The 19,135-nt window shown below is 70.8% G+C and carries 18 protein-coding genes; 12 read left to right on the top strand and 6 right to left on the bottom strand.

Translation table 11 applies throughout. The features are described from left to right. Positions 1-57 precede the first annotated feature (57 nt). The 6 genes from ACFUN8_RS27935 (at position 58) to ACFUN8_RS27910 (ending at position 5,281) form a co-directional block, all read left to right on the top strand. The gene (locus ACFUN8_RS27935) at positions 58-816 is read left to right on the top strand and encodes an SDR family NAD(P)-dependent oxidoreductase (protein ID WP_383643190.1); all 759 of its coding nucleotides are present in this window, start codon (positions 58-60) and stop codon (positions 814-816) included. Positions 817-893: 77 nt separating this feature from the next. Beyond that, a complete protein-coding gene (locus ACFUN8_RS27930; RefSeq protein WP_383643188.1) occupies positions 894-1,649 on the top strand; it encodes a FadR/GntR family transcriptional regulator in 756 nt (251 codons plus the stop codon). Continuing rightward, positions 1,646-2,791, top strand: coding sequence for a galactonate dehydratase (dgoD, locus tag ACFUN8_RS27925; RefSeq protein ID WP_383643185.1), 1,146 nt, complete (start codon positions 1,646-1,648; stop codon positions 2,789-2,791). Before ACFUN8_RS27930 ends, dgoD begins: the two co-directional genes overlap by 4 nt. Next, a complete protein-coding gene (locus tag ACFUN8_RS27920) occupies positions 2,785-3,585 on the top strand; it encodes a hypothetical protein (RefSeq protein ID WP_383643182.1) in 801 nt (266 codons plus the stop codon). Before dgoD ends, ACFUN8_RS27920 begins: the two co-directional genes overlap by 7 nt. A 50-nt stretch (positions 3,586-3,635) precedes the next feature. Beyond that, positions 3,636-4,301, top strand: a complete 666-nt coding sequence (locus ACFUN8_RS27915; RefSeq protein ID WP_383643179.1) for a bifunctional 4-hydroxy-2-oxoglutarate aldolase/2-dehydro-3-deoxy-phosphogluconate aldolase — start codon at positions 3,636-3,638, stop codon at positions 4,299-4,301. After that, positions 4,298-5,281: a sugar kinase gene (locus ACFUN8_RS27910; RefSeq protein WP_383643176.1), complete on the top strand. Its 984-nt coding sequence runs from the start codon at positions 4,298-4,300 to the stop codon at positions 5,279-5,281. The genes ACFUN8_RS27915 and ACFUN8_RS27910 overlap by 4 nt, the downstream gene beginning before the upstream one ends. A 27-nt stretch (positions 5,282-5,308) precedes the next feature. On the opposite strand, the gene ACFUN8_RS27905 is transcribed toward ACFUN8_RS27910, so the two are convergent. Both ACFUN8_RS27905 and ACFUN8_RS27900 read right to left on the bottom strand, forming a co-directional pair. Beyond that, positions 5,309-5,731 carry a hypothetical protein gene (locus tag ACFUN8_RS27905; protein ID WP_383643173.1) on the bottom strand — a complete coding sequence of 141 codons (423 nt, stop codon included), beginning with the start codon at positions 5,729-5,731 and terminating at the stop codon, positions 5,309-5,311. Beyond that, positions 5,731-6,198 (bottom strand): ATP-binding protein, encoded by a 468-nt coding sequence (locus ACFUN8_RS27900; RefSeq protein ID WP_383643170.1) that lies wholly within the window; start codon positions 6,196-6,198, stop codon positions 5,731-5,733. The genes ACFUN8_RS27905 and ACFUN8_RS27900 overlap by 1 nt, the downstream gene beginning before the upstream one ends. A 200-nt stretch (positions 6,199-6,398) precedes the next feature. On the opposite strand from ACFUN8_RS27900, the gene ACFUN8_RS27895 reads away from it, so the two are divergent. The 4 genes from ACFUN8_RS27895 (at position 6,399) to ACFUN8_RS27880 (ending at position 9,304) form a co-directional block, all read left to right on the top strand. Continuing rightward, positions 6,399-7,259, top strand: a complete 861-nt coding sequence (locus ACFUN8_RS27895; RefSeq protein ID WP_383643167.1) for a helix-turn-helix domain-containing protein — start codon at positions 6,399-6,401, stop codon at positions 7,257-7,259. Beyond that, positions 7,260-7,496 (top strand): DUF397 domain-containing protein, encoded by a 237-nt coding sequence (locus ACFUN8_RS27890; RefSeq protein WP_078074169.1) that lies wholly within the window; start codon positions 7,260-7,262, stop codon positions 7,494-7,496. 204 nt (positions 7,497-7,700) lie between these two features. Continuing rightward, entirely contained in the window at positions 7,701-8,501 is an 801-nt protein-coding gene (locus ACFUN8_RS27885; RefSeq protein WP_383643164.1) for an SAM-dependent methyltransferase, read from the top strand. A 344-nt stretch (positions 8,502-8,845) separates the two neighbouring features. Further along, positions 8,846-9,304 (top strand): YchJ family protein, encoded by a 459-nt coding sequence (locus ACFUN8_RS27880; RefSeq protein WP_383643161.1) that lies wholly within the window; start codon positions 8,846-8,848, stop codon positions 9,302-9,304. Between the two features lie 31 nt (positions 9,305-9,335). Here ACFUN8_RS27880 and ACFUN8_RS27875 read toward each other — a convergent pair whose 3' ends face one another. Next, positions 9,336-10,400: an ATP-dependent DNA ligase gene (locus tag ACFUN8_RS27875; protein ID WP_383643158.1), complete on the bottom strand. Its 1,065-nt coding sequence runs from the start codon at positions 10,398-10,400 to the stop codon at positions 9,336-9,338. 75 nt (positions 10,401-10,475) lie between these two features. Between ACFUN8_RS27875 and ligD the strand changes: the two genes are divergently transcribed. Further along, positions 10,476-11,525 (top strand): non-homologous end-joining DNA ligase, encoded by a 1,050-nt coding sequence (gene ligD / locus ACFUN8_RS27870; protein WP_383643155.1) that lies wholly within the window; start codon positions 10,476-10,478, stop codon positions 11,523-11,525. 43 nt (positions 11,526-11,568) lie between these two features. Here the strand turns inward: ligD and ACFUN8_RS27865 are convergent, their stop codons facing one another. From ACFUN8_RS27865 to ACFUN8_RS27855, 3 genes are all read right to left on the bottom strand, one after another. After that, a complete protein-coding gene (locus ACFUN8_RS27865) occupies positions 11,569-12,972 on the bottom strand; it encodes an MFS transporter (RefSeq protein WP_383643152.1) in 1,404 nt (467 codons plus the stop codon). A gap of 175 nt (positions 12,973-13,147) precedes the next feature. Then, positions 13,148-15,310 carry an OmpL47-type beta-barrel domain-containing protein gene (locus ACFUN8_RS27860; RefSeq protein ID WP_383643149.1) on the bottom strand — a complete coding sequence of 721 codons (2,163 nt, stop codon included), beginning with the start codon at positions 15,308-15,310 and terminating at the stop codon, positions 13,148-13,150. 62 nt (positions 15,311-15,372) lie between these two features. Continuing rightward, complete coding sequence (locus ACFUN8_RS27855; protein ID WP_383643146.1) at positions 15,373-17,850, bottom strand: ThuA domain-containing protein; 2,478 nt, start codon at positions 17,848-17,850, stop codon at positions 15,373-15,375. Between the two features lie 203 nt (positions 17,851-18,053). Between ACFUN8_RS27855 and ACFUN8_RS27850 the strand changes: the two genes are divergently transcribed. Beyond that, on the top strand, positions 18,054-19,100 hold the full coding sequence (locus ACFUN8_RS27850; protein WP_383643211.1) for a multicopper oxidase domain-containing protein: 1,047 nt from the start codon (positions 18,054-18,056) through the stop codon (positions 19,098-19,100). Positions 19,101-19,135 lie beyond the last annotated feature (35 nt).

Raw genomic sequence — 19,135 nt, 5'->3', positions numbered from 1 at the left:
TACAGTCGCCCGGGTCGCCGAACGGCGGCCACGCACCCGGAGGAGTCGAACCGCCTCATGAACGCACCAGCCCGCTTCCACGACCGTGTCGCCGTGGTCACCGGAGCCGCGTCGGGAATCGGGGCCGCCACCGCGTCCCGGCTCGCCGCCGAGGGCGCCGCCGTGATCCTCGCCGACATCGACACGGCGCGCGGCGAGGCCGTCGCCGCCGGCATCCGCGACAAGGGCGCCCGCGCCGACTTCGTACGGACCGACGTCGCCGAACAGGACGACTGGGACCGCGTCGTGGCCGCCGCCCACCGCCACGGCCCGGTCGGCGTCCTCGTCAGCAACGCCTACACCGTGGACGTCAGCCCCGCGCACGAGATGACCGTCGCCTCCTGGGAACGCCAGCTCGCCGTCAACCTCACCGGCGGCTTCCTCGGCTTCCGCGCCGCCCTGCCCGATCTGCGCGCCCACCAAGGCGCGGTGGTGCTGACGTCCTCCGTCCACGCGCGCATGGGCATCCCCGGCCACCCCGCGTACGCCGCGAGCAAGGGCGCGCTGCTCTCGCTCTGCGGACAGCTCGCCGTCGAGTACGGGCCGGAGGTACGCGTCAACGCCGTACTGCCCGGCCCGATCCTCACCGCCGCGTGGGACCGCGTACCCGAGGAGGAGCGGGCCCTCAGCGTCGAGGGCACGGCGGCGCGACGCTTCGGCACGCCCGAGGAGGTCGCGGCGGCCATCGCCTTCCTGGCGGCCGACGAAGCCTCCTACATCACCGGATCGAGTCTGCTCGTGGACGGCGGATGGAGTGTCGTGAAGGCGTCGGCCTGACGGCCGTCGGCCCGGCCGCCCGGCCTTCGTACGACCTCCGCCCCACACGAACGACCAGCAGAAAGGCAGAACGACACATGACGCCATACGCGCGCCGCGGAGTGCACGGCCAGACCGTGGAGACTCTCGCGCGCCGGGTGCTCAGCGGCGAGATCCCCGAGGGAGCCACCCTCGATCTCGTGGAACTGCAGCGCGAGTTGGACGTCAGCCTGACCGCCCTGCGTGAGTCGCTGAAGGTGCTCGCCGCCAAGGGAATGGTCGACGCGCGGCAGCGCCGGGGGACGTTCGTCAGATCCCGCTCCGACTGGAACCTCCTCGACGCCGACGTCCTGCGCTGGCAGTTCGCCGAAGGCACCACCGCCGGCGCGGACCTGGCCCTGCTGCGCAACCTCGGTGAGGTGCGCGGCATCATCGAACCGGCCGCCGTCCGGCTCGCCGCCGAGCGGCGCACCGACGCCGATCTCGCCGCGCTGGAAGCGGCGTTGACGGAGATGGGGGAGGGGGACGGCGGAGCCGCGCACGCGGTCGAGGCCGACCTCGCCTTCCACCGCGCGCTCCTCGCCGCCACCCACAACGAACTGCTGGAACGCATGGAGATGGTCATCGAGTCCGGTCTCGCCCACCGCGACCGGATCGTGCACTCCTCGCCGCACGGCGAGGATCCCGTGCCGAGCCACCGCGCGGTCCTGGACGCCGTACGCGCCCAGGACCCGGACGCTGCCCAGCAGGCCATGCGGGCGCTGCTCGACCAGGCGGTCCGCGACCTCGACAAGGTGCACGGGACGTCCGGCCCGGCCGGCGTTCCCGAGACGAAAGGCTCCGAGGCGAAGTGAAGATCGTATCCGTGGAGACGTTCCTCGTCCCGCCCCGCTGGCTGTTCTGCCGTGTCGAGACCGACGAGGGCACCGTCGGCTGGGGCGAACCCGTGGTCGAGGGCCGGGCGGAGGTCGTACGGGCGGCCGTGGACGTCCTCGCCGAATACCTCGTCGGCCAGGACCCGCTGCGGATCGAGGACCACTGGCAGGTCATGACCAAGGGCGGCTTCTACCGGGGCGGCCCCGTGCTCTCCAGCGCCGTCGCCGGGATCGACCAGGCCCTGTGGGACATCGCCGGCAAGACGTACGGCGCCCCCGTGCACGCCCTGCTCGGCGGACCCGTCAGGGACCGGGTGCGGGTGTACGCGTGGGTCGGCGGCGACGAACCCGCCCGGCTCACCGACGAGGTCACCGCCCAGGTCGAGGCGGGCTTCACCGCCGTGAAGATGAACGCCGCCGGGCGTACGTCCCCGATCACCAGCCCCGCCGAGACCGCAGCCGTGGCCGAGCGGGTGGCGGCGGCGCGCGCCGTACTCGGCCCGCACCGGGACGTCGCGGTCGACTTCCACGGCCGCTTCAGCCCGGCGGGCGCCCGCCGCGTCCTGTCCGAACTCGCGCCGCTGCACCCGCTGTTCGTGGAGGAACCGCTGCTGCCCGAGCACGGGCATCTGCTGGCCGGGCTGGTCGCGTCCAGCTCCGTCCCCATCGCGACCGGTGAACGGCTCTACGGGCGGGCCGAGTTCCTGCCCGCGCTCGCCGCCGGTGTCGCCGTGGTCCAGCCCGACCTCTCGCACGCCGGCGGCATATCGGAGGTGCACCGCATCGCCTCGCTCGCCGACGCCTACGGCGCGCAGCTCGCCCCGCACTGCCCGCTCGGCCCGATCGCGCTGGCCGCCAGCCTCCAAGTCGCCTTCTGCACACCGAACTTCCTCATCCAGGAGCAGAGCAGGGGCCTGCACTACAACAAGGACGCCGACCTGCTGTCGTACGTCCTGGACACCGAACCGTTCCGCTTCGTCGACGGCCACGCGCACCGCACGGATCTGCCGGGGCTCGGCGTCACGGTCGACGAGGCCGCCGTACGCGCCGCCGACCGCACCGGGCACGCCTGGCGCAATCCGGTGTGGCGGCACGACGACGGCTCGTTCGCGGAATGGTGAGCGCGAAGCCCGCCGTTCCGGTGACCACCGACCCCGCGCACGGCGGACGCTGGACGTCACTGCGGGCGGGCGGCCGGGAGTGGCTGTGGAGCCGGGACGAGCCGCGCCGCCCCCTCGTCGCGCCAGGTGACGCCTTCGCCGACGCCGGGGGCCTGGAGGAGTGCGTCCCCACGGTGCGCGGCGCTCCGGACCACGGCGACGCGTGGTCCCGGCCCTGGCGACGCGCCGGCGACGAGGAGTGGGTGGACTGCCCGGACTTCCGGCTCGTACGCCGTATCCGCGACGAGGCGGACACGCTCGTCGTCGACTACCGGCTCACGGCCGCGCCCGGCTACCGCTTCCTCTGGGCCGCCCACGCGCTCCTGGACCTGTCGCCCCGCGCCACCGTCGGCATCCGTGACGGCGCGCCGACCCGGCTCTACCCGGACGACGGGGCGCACTGGATCGCCGGCGCCTGGCCCCTGGTCGACGCCGTGCCGCTCGACCGGCTCGGCCCGGACGACGGCACCGCCGTGGGCGCGGTCGTCGCCGCCCCGGAGGTGTCGGTACGCGACGGGCGGGACACGTTGCACCTGGCGGTCGAGGCGCCCGGACAGCCCGTCTCCGTGGCCCTCTGGCGCAACCTGGGCGGCTTCCCCGCCGATGCCCCGTACCGCTCCGTCGGCGTCGAACCGATGCTCGGCCGGGTCTTCGACCTGGCGGCGGCCGGAGAGGACGACGCCGCGCGGGTCCCCGCGTCGGGCGAGGTCCGCTGGCGGCTGACCGTCACGGCGGGCCGCGATCCGCGACCATGAACGAGAACCGGGCACGACCGAACCCGCAGTACGAGAGAAGGAACCCACCCGTGGATCTGCCGGTCGCCCTGCGCGCCCACCGAATCGTCGCCATCGTGCGCGGCACGGACCCCGACGCGGCGCTCAGGACCGTACGCACACTCGTCGAGGAGGGCGTCGCGCTCGTCGAGGTCTCGCTCACCGGGCGGGACTCGCTCGACGTCATCGCGCAGGCCCGCGCCGCGCTCGGGCCCGACGCGCCCCTCGGCGCGGGCACCGTCCTGACCGCCGACGACGCGCGCGCCGTGCACCGGGCCGGCGCGGACTTCGTCGTCACGCCCGCAGTCTGCGAAGGCGTCGTCGCCGCGCGGGAGCTTCAACTGCCGGTGCTTGCCGGGGTGATGACACCCACCGAGATCGTGGCCGCGCTGCGCGCCGGAGCCTGCGCGGTGAAGATCTTCCCCGCCGCCCAGGCCGGCGGGCCCGCCTATCTGCGCGCGCTCAAGGGCCCCTTCCCGAACGTCCCGTTCGTGCCCGTCGGGGGCGTCGACACCACGGCGGCCAGGGCGTATCTGAACGCCGGCGCGCTCGCGGTCGGCGTCGGATCCCCGCTGATCGGCGACGCGGCCGACGCCGCGGCCGCCGACGCTTCGGTCGAAGCGGGACTCGACGCCCTGCGCTCCCGCGCCCGCACCTTCCTGGAGGTCGTACGCGCCGCGGCCCCGGACGCGTCGTGAGTGCGGCCCCGCTGCCGCGCCCCGGCCCGGTCGTCTGCGTCGGCGAGACCATGGCGGCGCTGGCCCCCGACCCGGTCGCACCGCTCGACACCGCCGAGACGCTGAGGCTCGACGTCGCGGGCGCCGAGTCGAACGTCGCGATGTATCTGGCGGACCACGGTGTGCCGGCCCGCTGGGTGTCCGCGCTGGGCGACGACCCCTTCGGGCGGCGGGTCCGGGAGCGGATCGCCGCGTCGGGCGTCGACGTCTCCGGCGTACGGACCGATCCGGTGCGCCCCACCGGCCTGCTGGTCAAGAACCCGGGCCCGGACACGACGAGCGTCCACTACTACCGCACCGGATCGGCCGCCTCCGCCCTCGGACCGTCGGCGCTGGACGATCCGGCGGTGCGCGGCGCCGCCCTCGTGCATCTCACGGGGATCACCCCGGCGCTCTCGGCGTCCTGCCGCGCCCTGGTGGAGCGGGCGCTGCGCCCGGGACGGCCGTACGCCGTCAGCTTCGACGTGAACCACCGCCCCGCGCTCTGGGGCGACGAGTCCGCGGCCGCGATCCTGCTGCCCCTCGCGGCCCGCGCGGACCTCGTCCTGGTCGGCCTCGACGAGGCCCAGGCACTCTGGGCCGAGGCGCTGGGCGACGACGCCGCCCCCGACGCGGTCCGCGCCCTGCTGCCGGAGCCGCGCGTGCTGGTGGTCAAGGACGGGGCGCGGGCGGCCACCGCGTACATCGGCCCGCACACGTACACGGTGAACGCGCCGAAGGTGCGGGTGGTCGAGCCGGTGGGCGCGGGCGACGCGTTCGCCGGGGGCTTCCTGGCGGGGCTGCTGCGGTACGACGATCCGGTACGGGCCCTGCGCCTCGGCCATCTGACGGCGGCCTCCGCCCTGCGCGTCCCGGCCGACCACGGCCCGCTGGCGCCTGCCGACCGCACCCGGGAGCTGCTGGCGGCCGACGAGACGACCTGGAACGCGCTGTCCTTGTAGGTGACTCGGTACGGAAGGAGAAGGCGGTCAGCCGCGCTGACGCACCGCGATCTCTCCCCGCGGCTGCGCCTCCCACGTAGGCGTCGTCCCCGCGAGCTGGCAGACCATCAGATAGAAGGGGATCGGCGGCGTGTACGGCGTGGGGGCGTCCGGCCAGTGGATCAGCCGGGGGTGCGCGGCCGGGACCAGGGTCCCGGAGACGTAACGCGCGGGCCGGGGCCAGTCCAGTTCGAGATCCGAACCGGCGGGGACGATCCACCACCACCACTCGGTGTCGGCGAAGACACAGCCCGTACTGGGCAGCCTGCCCATCAGCCGGAACCCGTGCCGCGCGGGGACGCCCACCGCGTCACAGCCGAGCGAGGCGGGCAGCGTCGGCGGCAGCGGCAGCTGCGCGAAACCGCTCCGCTCCTCGCGCAGCCCACGGGCGAACCGGCGCATCGCACCCATCAACACGGTTGCCCCTGCCCCGTCTCGTGCGGCAGCTCCGCCCATACGACACGCCCGGCGCCGTAACCGGATGTGTCGTGCGTTCCCCAGCAGCTGCTCACGGCGTCCACCAGGAGCAGTCCCCGGCCGTGCTCGTCGTCGGACACGCGGTGCAGCTGGGGCCCGGTGGGGCCGAAACCCTGGTCCTCGACGGCTATGTGCAGCCGGCCGTTCCCTTCGCGCAATTCGCACATGACATGGTCGCCGGGCGCGTGGACGACGGCGTTCGTGACCAGCTCGGAAATGATCAGAATGGCGGTTTCAAGGGTCTCGTCCGTGGTGCCCCAACGGCCGAGCCGCTCACGGGTGAGCCGTCTGGCGCGACAGACCGACTCCGGGTGAGCGGGTAGTGCGAAGCCGTAGCGTCGGACAACGTTGCCAGGGCACACGGTCATCAGCGGGGGGGTGAGCGCGTTACCAGGTGCCACGACCGATTCCTAACGGTGGGGAAGCAGCACCGTGCGAAACCTCCGGGCGGAGCACGACAACTGCGTGAGCTGGTTCACCGAACCACTCTCCACCCGTGCGAGACACTTGGCAAGTAGCACTGTGAAAGTTTCAGAGTGCCGTGTTCTTACTGGCGAGGACATGGCACACTGCTGGCAACCGTGCATGGGGAGGTTCCAAAGTGAGTGAACCGCGGTCTGCCCCGACCGTGGGACAGGTCGTACTCGGCAAACGTCTGATGGATCTGCGCGAGAGAGCCGGCCTGAAACGCGAGGAAGCCGCGAAGCTTCTCCGGGTGGCGTCGGCCACTGTCCGCAGGATGGAGACCGCCGAGGTCACGCTCAAAGTCCCCTATGTACAGGTGCTTCTCCGGGCCTACGGGGTCGGCGACGAGGAGGCGAACGCCTTCGTCGAGCTGACGGAGGAGGCCAACAAGCCAGGCTGGTGGCAGCGGTTCCACGACATCCTGCCGGACTGGTTCAGCATGTACGTCAGCCTGGAAGGCGCCGCCTCCCTGGTCAGGGCGTACGAACCGCACTTCGTACCGGGCCTCCTCCAGACGGAGGGCTACGCGCTGTCGGTCATGCACGCCGGCGCCGTGGGGCAGGTCCAGCCGGAGGCGATCGAACGGCACGTCGCACTCCGTATGCAACGCCAGTCCCTGCTCACGCGGTCGGACGCACCCAGATTGTGGGTGATCATGGATGAGACGGTGCTTCGCCGTCCCGTCGGTACGCCGGAGATCATGCGCGAGCAGGTCGACCGGCTCATCGACGCGTCCGAGATGTCCAATGTGACGCTGCAGATCGCGGAGTTCTCCTCCGGACACCACCCCGGAACGTACGGGCCGTTCGTGCTCTTCCGTTTCGCCATGCCCGAACTGCCCGACATGATCTACAGCGAGTACCTGACCGGCGCCGTCTACCTCGACTCGCGTCCTGAGGTGGCGACCCACCTCGAGGTCATGGACCGCATGGCGGCTCAGGCTGCAACTGCACAACGCACGAAGGAGATCCTCAAGGATGTCCGCAAGGAGCTGTGAATGGATCCGATATACAACGGCATGCCCGCCACCGACCTCGGCGCCGAAGGCTGGCACAAGCCGTGGAGCGGCGGCAACGGCGGCAACTGCATCGAGGCCATGAAGCTGGCCGACGGCAGAGTCGCCGTGCGCCAGTCCAACGACCCTGACGGCCCCGCGCTGATCTACACCCATGGCGAGATCGCCGCGTTCATTCAAGGCGCCAAGTCCGGCCAGGCCGACTTCCTGTTGACCTGATCCGGCCCGTACGTGACCTGACATGACCGACGTGACCGACGTGGCGTGATTCGCCGTGATGTGACGTGAACCTTATGTTCTGATCGGCCGGATCCCGCCTGGTACGAGCCGATCAGGGCTGATCGGATCTGAACTCACCTGTTCCTTGCCACTAGTCCTTGCCAGTTAGTTCTTGCCAGTGACGCTGAGACTCATGGAGTGCACATGACCGGGCATGACCCCATCGACACCAGCAGGCCGCACCCGGCCCGGATGTACGACTGGTTCCTCGGCGGCAAGGACAACTATCCCGTCGACGAGGAGATGGCCCGGCAGCTCCTCGAACTGAACCCGCTCGGCCGGGAGATGGCCAAGTGCAACCGGGCGTTCATGCACCGGGCCACCCGCTGGCTCGGCGCCGAGGCGGGCGTGCGCCAGTACCTCGACATCGGTACCGGCATTCCGACCGAGCCCAACCTGCACCAGATAGCGCAGCAGGTCGCCGCCGACTCGCGCGTCGTCTACACCGACAACGACCCCATCGTGCTGCGGCACGCGGAGGCGCTGCTGCGCAGCAGCCCCGAGGGGCTGACCGAGTACATCCAGGCCGACGCGCGTGAACCCGACGCGATCGTCGAACAGGCCGGGAAGATCCTGGACTTCGACAAGCCGGTCGCCCTGTCGCTCATCGCGCTGCTGCACTTCGTCCCGGACGAGGACGGCGCGCACGAGCTGGTGCGCAAGCTGCTCGCGCCGCTGGCGTCCGGCAGCTATCTGGTGATCTCCCACACCACGGGGGAGTTCGACCCGGAGAACTCGAAGAAGGCGGAGGCGCTCTACAAGGCGAAGGGCGTACCGCTGGCCCTGCGCTCACGCGAGGAGGTCGGCCACTTCTTCGACGGTCTCGAACTCGTCGACCCCGGTGTCTCCTTGGTGGCCGAGTGGCGTCCGGAGCTGGGCGAGGTCGTCCCCGTCCCGGGCGACGGGCTCATCGCCGGATTCGTGGGCGTCGCCCGCAAGCCCTGACACAGGACTCACGCGGTCCGGACCGACGGGGGTCCGGGCGGGCAAGCGCCTCGGCGCCGCAGCACTCTCGGGGGGTGCGGCGGCGCCGAGGCGTTTCCCGGACCGGGGCCCGGACCGATATCCGTTACGGTGCGGGCGCCCCCGCCCCGTAACGCCCGCCCCGTAACGCCCGCCCCGCTTCGCCCGCCCGCCGAGAACCGCGTGTGCGCCACGTCACAGCGCCGGGGCGGACCGGGCGCCCACGAACACCGAGACACGGCCCCACGGCCGCCCAGCACCCGTCCGGGCCCCTTCTCGGCCGTCCCCGGACTTCGGCCCCTCCGGCGGACGGGCACAATATGCGGATGGCCCGATGCCCCACACGTCCCACGCGAAACTCATCGACCGCGCGCCCCGAACCGGGCCCGCGCGCGTCACGAGACGCCTCGCCCTGCCTCTGCGGCCTGCCCGCCTCCTACGGAGACTGCTGCGGCCGCTTCCACTCCGGAACCGCCGGCGCCCCCACCGCCGAGCGTCTGATGCGGGCCCGCTACAGCGCCTTCGCGGTGGGTAACGAGCCGTATCTGCTGAGCAGTTGGCACCCCGCCACCCGCCCGTCACGGGTCGATCTCGACCCGGCGATGCGCTGGGCGGGCCTGGAGATCCTGGCGACCACCGAGGGCAGCGCCTTCCACACCACGGGCACGGTCACCTTCCGCGCCCGCTACGCCCGCCGGGGCGAGGAGGGCGCGCTGCACGAGCGGAGCCGCTTCGAACGGCACGAGGGCGCCTGGGTCTACGTCGAGGGCACCTTCGTGGAGTAGGCCCCCGCCGGGGCGCGCCGCGCCCCTCGGATCAGCCGGACGCGAGCACCTCCGCCAGGTCGTACCGCACCGGCTCGTCCAACTGCGCGTACGTGCACTCCTCGGGCGTACGGTCCGGGCGCCACCGGCGGAACTGCGCCGTGTGCCGGAACCGGTCGCCCTCCATGTGGTCGTAACCCACCTCGCACACCAGCTCCGGCCGCACCGCGACCCACGACAGGTCCTTCTTGCCCGACCAGCGACTCGGCGCGCCGGGCAGTCTGGCGGTCTCGTGCGCCGACTCCCGCGCCCAGGCGGCCCACGGATGACCGTCGGCGGGATCCATCAGCAGCGGTGCCAGCTCGTCCACCAGCTCGGCCCGCCGCTTCATCGAGAACGCGGCACACACCCCCACGTGCTGCAGCGTCCCGGCCGTGTCGTGCAGGCCGAGCAGCAGCGACCCGACGACCGGGCCGCTCTTGTGGAGGCGGTATCCGGCCACGACCACGTCCGCCGTCCGCTCGTGCTTGATCTTGTACATCACCCGTACGTCCGGCCGGTACGGCAGGTCCAGCGGCTTGGCGACCACCCCGTCCAGCCCCGCGCCCTCGTAGCGCCGGAACCACTCCCGCGCCAGGTCCACATCCGTGGTGGCCGGTGCCAGATACACCGGGGCCGAGACACCGGCGAGGGCGCCGGCGAGAGCGGAGCGGCGCTCGGACTGCGCGGTGGACAGCAGCGACCGGTCGCCGAGTGCCAACAGGTCGAAGGCGACGAAGCTCGCGGGGGTCCGCTCGGCGAGCGTCCGCACACGGGAGTCGGCCGGGTGGATGCGCTCGCTGAGCCGGTCGAAGTCCAGCCGGCCCTCGTACGCGATCACGATCTCGCCGTCGACCACACACCGCTCGGGCAGCTCGCGCAGGAAGGCGGTGACCAGCTCGGGGAAGTAGCGGGTCAGCGGCTTGCCGTTCCTGCTGCCGATCACCACCTCGTCGCCGTCCCGGTGGATCACCGCACGGAAGCCGTCCCACTTCGCCTCGTACTGCATTCCGGGCGGGATTTTCGCCACGGACTTGGCCAGCATCGGTTTCATCGGGGGCATCACCGGCAGATCCATGCCCCCGATTGTGCGCGGGACCCGGCCCGTCCGCCCGATATGCGGGCCGGGGGAGCCACGCCTACGGTGGCGCGTATGGCGAGCAAGGGCGCGGCGATGGAACTGGAGGTCGGCGGGCGAACCGTACGGCTGTCCAGCCCCGGCAAGATCTACTTTCCCGAGCGGGGCTTCACCAAGCTGGACGTCGCCCAGTACTACATCGCGGTGGGGGAGGGGATCACCCGCGCCCTGCGGAACCGGCCGACCACCCTCCAGCGCTACATCGACGGCGTCACCGGCGAGTCCTTCTACCAGAAGCGGGCGCCCAAGAACCTGCCCGACTGGATCCCCACCGCCCGTATCTCCTTCCCCAGCGGACGCACCGCCGACGAGATCTGCCCCACCGAACCGGCCGCCGTGCTGTGGGCGGCGAATCTCGGCACCTTGACCTTCCACCCCTGGCCCGTACGGCGGGGGAACACCGAGCACCCCGACGAACTGCGCATCGACCTGGACCCGCAGCCCGGCACCGACTTCCACGACGCCGTCAGGGCGGCGCACGAGCTGCACGGCATCCTCGACGAGCAGGGTCTGCGCGGCAGGCCCAAGACCTCCGGCGGTCGCGGTCTGCACGTGTTCGTGCCGATCGAACCGCTCTGGACCTTCACCCAGGTACGGCGCTCCGCCATCGCGGTCGGCCGGGAGCTGGAGCGGCGCATGCCGGGCCGGGTCACCACGGCCTGGTGGAAGGAGGAGCGGGGCGAGCGGATCTTCGTGGACTACAACCAGACGGCGCGCGACCGCACCATCGCGTCCGCCTACTCGGTGCGCCCCAATCCGTACGCCACGGTGTCCGCGCCGCTGCGCTGGGACGAGCTGGACGACGTCTCCCCGCGCGACTTCGACGTGGCGACGATGCCGGCCCGCTTCGCCGAACTCGGCGATCTGCACGCGGACATGGACTCCGAGGCGTACAGCCTGGAGGGCCTGCTGGAGTTGGCCGCCCGCGACGAGCGCGACCACGGTCACGGCGATCTGCCGTATCCGCCGGACTACCCGAAGATGCCGGGCGAACCGAAGCGGGTCCAGCCGAGCCGCGCGCGGCCGGAGGCACCGGACACCCCGTCCGGCCCGTCCGGCGATTGAGGACCGACCGGCCACCGGCCGGGCTCCGGTGACACCGTCCCGGTCATCGCGCCCGCCGCGCCAGCAGCGCGATCAGGACGCTCGGCACGACCAGCATCCCGAACACCGCCCCGTACGCCGCACCGTCCGCGTCCGCGGCCAGGAAACCGTTGAAGAGGGCCGAGCCCAGCCCCAGCACCGTGATCTGGCCGAGGTTCTGTGTGGTCTGGAGCGCGCTGCTCGCATAGCCCTGCCGGCCCGGCGGACTGTGGAGGAGCGCGAGCAGCGTCACCGACGGAGCCAGCAGCCCCATCCCCAGCGCCGCCACGACCATGGCCGACGCCGCGAGGTACGGATGCGTCGCCGGCAGGGTGCCGACGGCGGCGAGCACGGCGGCCAGCGCCATCACCGACGCCCCGGTCGCCACCAGCCGGTGCCGCGGCCAGTGCTCCAGCGGATGGGCCTGCACCCAGGAGGACGCGGCCCACGCCACGGCGGCGCCCGTGAAGGCCAGTCCGGTCACCACGGCGGGTACGTTCCCGTCGCTGAGCAGGAACAGAGGTACGAAAGCCTCCAGCGTGAAGAAGACCCCCGAACTCAGGCCGCGCAGCAGGGCCGTGGCGGGCAGCCCCCGGCCGGCCCGCCAGGTGCCCGGCGGCAGCAGCCGGGCCGCGAACACCGCCATCAGCGCGAGCCCCACCACCGCGCACAGCAGCCGCCGCGCGTCCCAGCCGGACACGCCGTACTGCCCCAGCGCCGCGCCGAGGCTCACCGCCACCGCGACCGTCAGGGCCGGGCGCGGCGGCCGGTCCTCCACCGGCAGGGGCGCGGCGCGCCAGGCACGGCCGCGCAGCAGGAGCACCACCGCCACGGCCGGGAGCACGGTCAGCGCGGCCAGACCGAAGAACACCGCACGCCAGGACCACCAGGTGACGACCAGCCCCGCCAGCGGCGGGCCCACCAGCGACGGCACGAGCCAGCAGGTGCTCATCAGGGCCAGCACCCGGGCCCGCAGCCGCTCGGGGTACGCCTGGGCGACGGCGGTGTTGACCGCCACCGCCACCATGCCGCCCGCGAGACCGTCCAGGAAGCGCCCCGCCGCCAACTGCCAGACGGAGCCGCTGGTCGCGGAGATCAGCAGGGTGACCACCGACAGCACCACCCCCGCCGCCAGCGGACGCCGGGCCCCGGCACGGTCCGCCCAGTAGCCGCCGAGGACCCCGCCCAGCAGGCTCGCGGCCACGAAGCAGCCGGCCACCAGCGGGTAGAGCGACACCCCGTCCAGGTCGCGCGCGGCGGTCGGCAGGATGGGGATCACGGCGAGCGCCGCGAATCCGGTCAGGAACATCACCACGGCGAAACCGGCGGTGACGGAGGCGTATCTCCCGGAGAACAGGCCGTCCCCGGAGGCCGGTTCGGCCTCGACGGGACCGGGCGCCCCCGGCGTCAACTTCAGTTGATCAGTCACGGGCGCCCAAGCTATCCGCGCCGCCGGAGCGACCGCCATCCGTTTTCGGGTGACTCGCGGATGACTCCCGGGCAACAGACGCCCCCCGCGCCCGCCGCCCCCGCGAACGGCGAAGTGCCCCCTCCCGTAAGGGAAGGGGCACTTCTGTCGGCTCAGCCTCCTAAGAAGGGAGGTGTCAGAGCTCCTTGATCCGGATGTCGCGGTACGAGATGACGTCCGTCGTGCCGTGCACCTGGAGTCCGACATAGCCGGACGAGTAACGCCGGCCGTCGGTACCCACGTCACCGGCGCGCGGCGGAGTGAACTCCTGGCCGCCGATGTTGTCGAACTCGTTGATCACGACACCGTTGCGCAGGATCGTGTAGTGCTGGTCGACCACCTTGATCTCGTAGTCGTTCCAGCTGCCCTTGGGCGTGACGCCCGCGCCGGCCAGGCCGACCCGGTCGAAGCCGTAGAGCGATCCCGTCTTGTAGATGTCACCGTCCGGGCGGTCCAGGATCTGGACCTCGTGCCCGTAGTTGATGGCGACCCACTCCGGGCGGCTCTCCAGCGGGTGACCGTTGACGTTCGGGAAGCGCACGAAGACACCGCCGTTGGCGTTGCCCGTGCCCGGAGCGTCGTCACGGAACTGGAGCTTCAGCGAGAAGTCGTCGTACTTCCGCTCCGGGAACCAGAGCATGCCCATGCCCTCGACGGTGGTGCTGCTAGTCATCGCGCCGTCGGCGGTTAGCGCGAACTTGCCGCCGCCGACCTGAGCCCACTTGGAGAAGGTCGTGTCCGTGCCGTCGAAGATCGTGCGGTAGCCGGTCGTCTGACCCGGCTTGCCGATCTTCGACTGCTTGGCGGCCTTCGTGATCTTCGTGTGCTCGCGCTTGTCGATGACACCGTCCGACTGGAGCTTGGTCAGCACCGTCTCGACGTGCTTCAGGAACAGGGCGTGCGAGGCCCAGTCCTTCTCGTCCTCGATCAGCTCGTTGATCGTGCACCGGGTCGTGGTGAGACGGTTCGGCACACCCGTGTCGACGGCGCCGACGATGACCGTCAGACGGACGTCGTACTCAGGGCAGTTGGGGGCCGGAACGCCACCGCCCTTGGCGATGGTGAACGTCACCTCCTTGGCCGCCGAGGTGTTGCCCGCCTTGTCCGTCGCACGGTGCGCGAGCTTGTGGTAGCCCACCGCGTCGACGATCACGGCCTTCGTGTACGCGAGGTACGGACCGCCGTCGAGCGAGTACTCGATCTTCTCGACACCCGAGTCGTCGTCCGTGGCCTTGATGGTCGCCGTCGCGCTCGTGATGAACGCGCCGTCGGAGTTCTTGTCACCGGCCACGGCGACCGTCGACACCGGCGCGGTCGTGTCCTTCACCGGCGGGGTGACGACGGTGAAGTCGACGGCCTTCTCGGCGGCCGCGTTGCCCGCCTTGTCGGTGGCGCGGTAACGGACCTTGTGCGTACCGACCTCATGGACCATCACCGGCGCGGTGTAGTCCTGCCAGGCACCGTCGGCGCCGATCGCGTACTCGATCTTGTTGACACCGGAACCGGCGTCCGACGCGGTCACGGTGACCGTGGCCATGTCCAAGTACGCGCCGTCGTCGTCCTGTTCACCGGTCACCGTCGCCGAGGTCTCCGGCGCGGTCGTGTCACCGGTGTCCGGCGCCGCGACCTTGAACTCGGCCGTCTTCTCGGCGGCCGCGTTGCCCGCCTTGTCGGTCGCCCGGTATCTGATGACGTGATCACCGACGGTGTTGACCACCACGGGTGTGGTGTACGGCTGCCATTCGCCGTCGGCCCCGACCGCGTACTCGATCGTGTCGACACCCGATCCGGCGTCGGTGGCGGAGAGCGTCACCGTGGCCTGACCGACGTACGCGCCGTCGCCGTTCTGGTCGCCGTCGATCTTGGCGGCCGTCTCGGGCGCGGTGGTGTCGTCACCGCCGCCACCGTCGGTGACGGTGAAGGTGCCGGTCATCATGCCGTGACCGGGGATCGTGCAGAAGAAGCGGTAGGTGCCCGGGGTCAGAACGACCTCGGCCGTCTGCTTCCCGCCCTGGGCGTCCTCCGGACTGGCCATCAGGTTGAGCGTCACGTCGTTGTTGTAGTCGGGGTTCGACGTGTCGAACGTGACCGTGTGCGGCATCGACGTGGTGTTGCCGGTGGCCTTGCTGTTCTCGAAGACGATCGTCGCGGGACCCGCGACGGCGGTCTTCGGGAACGACAGGTACTCCGTGGTGGAGTTGCCCGCGGTCCAGTTCAGTACCTGGGCCGCCGCCATCGGCGACTTGCCGTTGTCGTCACGTCCGTATGCCTGTGTCGAGGTCAGCCCCAGCACCAGCATCAACGAGCCCAGCAGGGCCGTCCACAGGCGTAGAGGTCGCTGTCTCAGTGCGCCGCGTTGCCTCACTGCGCCGCCTTCCTGGCCAGATCCGCGGCGGCGGGTGTGGCCTCGCCGCCCTTGTACGTCACGCGCCACAGCGCGGACTTCGCGTCGGAGGTGAAGAATCCACGTCCGTAGTCGAGCACGTAGAGCGAGCCGTCCGGAGCGAACTTCCAGTCCATGAGGTTGCGGATACCGCTCTCACCGACCGGAATGATCTTCTTCAACGACTCGGCGTGCACGGGCAGTCCGCCCTTGCCCGCGGTCTTCGGGTCGAGATTGACCGCGTGCCTCGGCTGCGTCTGGTCGTAGAAGTCACCCACGAACCACTTGCCGTCCCAGTACGACGGCCAGCTCTCCGCCGTCGCCTTGTCGGCGTCGAACCGGTAGAGGGGACCGTTCATGGTCGCCTGGCCACCGCCCTTGAGCCACGGCAGGAGGTAGGTCGCCTCCGCCTCCTTGTAGCTCGGGATGCCGTTCGCGTCACGCGGGTAGTCCGGCGCGCCGCCCTGGGGCGAGTACCAGATGGTGTTGCCCGTGATCGGCGGGATGTTCACGAGACCGTCGTTGTTCGGCGACTCGTTCTTCGGCGCGTCGCAGTTGTACCAGCCCAGCGGCTTCGTCGGGTCCGGCAGATTGCGGTCGCGGTACGGCTGCTTGTTGCCCATGCAGTACGGCCAGCCCTGGTTGCCCGCCTTGGTGATGGCGGCGAAGGTGTCGTACTTCGCCGGTCCCCAGGTGGTGCTCGGGGCGCCCGCGTCGGGGCCGACCCAGCCCGCGTACAGGGTGTCGGTCTTCTTGTCGACCGAGATGCGCGCCGGGTTGCGTACACCCATCACGTAGATCTCGCCGCGGGTCTTGTCGCCGCCCTCGGCCGTCTCGTCACCGGTGAAGAGGTTGCCGGTGGGCAGGGTGTACGTGCCGTCGTCCTCGGGGTGGATCCGCAGGATCTTCCCGTTGAGGTTGTTGGTGTTACCGGCCGTACGGCGCGCGTCCGCGAAGGAGACGCCCTTGTAGTTCGGCTGCGGGTTGTTGCCCGAGTAACCGTCGCTGAACTGCGAGGAGTTGTTGTCCCCGGTCGCGATGTACAGATTGCCCTTGGAGTCCCAGGCCATGCCGCCGCCCGCGTGGCAGCAGCTGTTGATCTGCACCGGCCAGCTCAGCAGGACCTTCTCCGTGGCGAGGTCGAGCTTGTTCGTCGCGAGGTCCAGGGTGAACCGCGAGACCTGACGCTGCGCCATCCGGGTGTCACGGTTGATCTTGGAGTGGGGTGTGTAGTGCAGATACACCCAGCCGTTGGTCATGAAGTCGGGGTCCAGCTCGATACCGAGCAGGCCCTCCTCGTTCTTGACCAGCTCGTCGCCGCCGCCCTTGTTGCCGAAGATGGTCACGCCGCCGACCTTGGTGACCTTCTTGGTCTTCGGGTCGTAGACGTGGATCTGGCCCTCGCCCTTGCCGGCGTTCGGGTCGGCCCAGTCGGTCACGACGGGCTGGGTGTTGTCGCCGCCACCGCGGCCGATGTAGAAGACGCGGCCGTCCGGCGCCACGACGGTGCCGTGCGGCTCGCCGATCTGGTCCGACTCGCCCGGCTTGTTGGGCTGGGTGAGGCGCTCCGCCGTGTAGTTGGCGTCGATCGTCGCCTTGCAGTCGGCGCGCGAGATACGAGTGGTCCACTGCAGCGCGCCGCGCAGGTGGTCACGGAAGTCGGTCTCGGCGTACGAGTCGGCGGTGGCGCCCATACCCGTGTAGAAGGACCGGCCGCCGTCGTAGTCACGGCACCAGGAGATCGGGTGGTCCGCGCCGTTGGCGCCCTCACCCGGCTTGTAGGTGCTCTCCCGGATACGGGCCACGGTGTGCACGGTGCCCGTCGGGTTCTTGTCCCAGTTGAACCACTTGTCGGAGCGCTTCCACTCCTGCGGCAGGTTCTTGGTGGCGGGGTGCTGACGGTCGCCCACCTCGACGGTCGCGCGCTGGACCGTGTCCGGGCTCGCCGCCTTGGGGCGGGCGCCGATCAGTCCGGTGAACCAGTCCGAGTACGGCTCGGTGCGCGCCGCGTCCCGAATGCCGAGGAAGCCTCCGCCGGCCTCGACGAAGGCTTCAAGTCCCGCCTCCTGCTCGGGATCCAGCACATCGCCGCCGCCCGTCAGGAAGACGACCGCGTTGTACTTGCCGAGCTTGGTGGCGTTGGTGAAGACCGAACCGTCACCGTTGGTCTCGGTCTTGAACCGCTGCGCGGCGGGGCCGGTGAGGCCGATCTTCTCGATCGCCTCGATTCCGGCGTTGACGATCGGGGACTCCTCCGACGTCGAACCGTGGAAGACGAGTACCTTCACGTTCTTGCCGCCGGGCGGCGAAGGAAGGGACAACGTTGTCGACGGCGGCTCCGGGTACGGACCCGCCATGGCGTTCCCGCCGAGCAGAGACGCGGCCATCGTGCCGGCCACCACGGCGGCGCCCATTACGCGCCGGGATCTTGACCGGCGATGTGGTACGCGCTGCATGTGTTCACCCACCCATCTTTGGTCACAGCAACAGGCGTGAAGCTAGACCTCTTTCGGTGGTGAGCCAAGAGGTATCACCGGAATGGAACTAACTTTGTCCTGAGTGTGGATAAACGAAGATCCCCGAGCTACCGTGTGGCCGTCCCGGGGCATCACTGTGTCCCGACAGTCTCAGCACCGCATGTGGGGAGTTCGGCATGGCGATGGACAGACGGAGTTTCAACCGGCGCCTGATGGCCGGCGGCGCGGTCGCGGCAACTGGCGTGACATCGTTGTCCGTTGCCTCGGCCTCCTCGGCCGCGCCCGCGCCGATGGCCGCCGCGGCGGGCCCGAAGCGGGCACCCGCCGGCGGCAAGGTGCACCATCTCACCATGGTGGCCGAGCGGTTGGGCACGGGGAAGATCGGCTACGGCTTCGAGAAGGGCAAGGCGACGGTCCCCGGTCCGCTGATCGACATCGTCGAAGGCGACACCGTCCACATCGAGTTCACCAATCTCACGGACGTCGACGCCAGCCTGCACGTGCACGGTGTCGACTACGACATCGCCAACGACGGCACCCGTATGAACAAGAGTCATGTGGAGCCGGGCGGCAAACGCACGTACACCTGGCGCACCCACAAGCCCGGCAAGCGCGCGGACGGCACCTTCCGCGAGGGCAGCGCGGGCTACTGGCACTACCACGACCACGTCGTCGGCACCGACCACGGCACGGGCGGCATCAGGCAGGGCCTGTACGGCGGCCTCGTGGTCCGCCGGGAGGGCGACATCCTCCCCGACAAGCAGTTCACGATCGTCTTCAACGACATGCAGATCAACAATCTGCCGGGCGCCGAGAGCCCCAACTTCGAGGCCACGGTGGGTGAACGCCTCGAAGTCATCATGATCACGCACGGCGAGTACTACCACACGTTCCATATCCACGGTCACCGCTGGGCCGACAACAGGACCGGGCTGCTCAGCGGCGCCGGCGACACCAGCCGGATCGTCGACAACAAGATCACCGGACCCGCGGACTCCTTCGGACTCCAGATCATCGCGGGCGAGGGCGTCGGCGCGGGCGCGTGGATGTACCACTGCCATGTGCAGAGCCACTCCGACCAGGGCATGGCGGGCCTGTTCCTGATCGCCAAGCCGGACGGCACGATTCCCGGGTACGAACCGCACCACCCGGCGCCGGCGAAGAAGGGTGCCACGGGTGCGAAGGACGCGAAGGGCGCGAGCGCGCAGGGCGCCCACTCGGGTCACTGAACGGGCTGACCCCACGCGCCGGACCGGGCCGACAC

The organism is Streptomyces sp. NPDC057307 (assembly GCF_042667665.1).
Taxonomy (GTDB): Bacteria; Actinomycetota; Actinomycetes; order Streptomycetales; family Streptomycetaceae; genus Streptomyces.
Note: the sequence above shows the minus strand (reverse complement) of the source record. Positions and strands in the feature narration are given on the sequence as shown.